This window comes from Paenisporosarcina sp. P5_A11, assembly GCF_056400705.1.
Genome location: NZ_JBFUKT010000404.1, coordinates 1 through 511, shown reverse-complemented (window position 1 = coordinate 511; position 511 = coordinate 1). Strand labels below are relative to the sequence as shown.

General features: G+C 68.3%; 2 protein-coding genes. Both read right to left on the bottom strand.

Annotation, left to right across the window (positions count from 1 at the left end):
- Nucleotides 1-251, bottom strand: a 251-nt coding sequence (locus AC1DOS_RS20545; RefSeq protein WP_477538959.1) for a flagellar basal body L-ring protein FlgH, incomplete at its 3' end; no start/stop codon positions are given.
- 23 nt (nucleotides 252-274) lie between these two features.
- The coding region (locus AC1DOS_RS20540) for a flagellar hook-basal body complex protein (protein ID WP_477538958.1) at nucleotides 275-511 on the bottom strand (237 nt) is incomplete at its 5' end.

The following is a 511-nucleotide window of genomic DNA, read 5'->3' as shown; positions in this document are numbered from 1 at the left end:
GTGGTGTTCTCGGTCAGGGTGATGGTCAGCAGGTCGCCGACATCGCGTGCGCGCCGGTCCGAATACAGCTGCAGGCCCGGGCCGGCGGCGTAGATCGCACCGGCCGTGGCCTGCGCGGTGGGCGCGATGATCGGGGTGACCGGCGCCATCGCCGGGTAGGGGCGGACATCGCCGGCGATGACGCAGCCGCCGAGCAGGGCGACAACGGCACTGGCCGAGAGCATGCGGAGGGTAGGGCGCAGGTACGACATGGCAGGGTTCCCGGTTCGACCGATCAGACGTTCTGGTTGAGGTAGCCGAGCATCGCGTCGGTGGTGGAGATCGCCTTGGCGTTCATTTCGTAGGCGCGCTGGGTTTCGATCATCGACACCAGCTCTTCCACGACGTTGACGTTGCTGCCTTCCAGCGCGCCCTGCACCACGCTGCCCAGGCCGTTCAGGCCGGGGTTGCCGTTCTGCGCGGGGCCGGAGGCGGTGGTTTCCAGGAACAGGTTTTCACCGCGGGCCTGCAG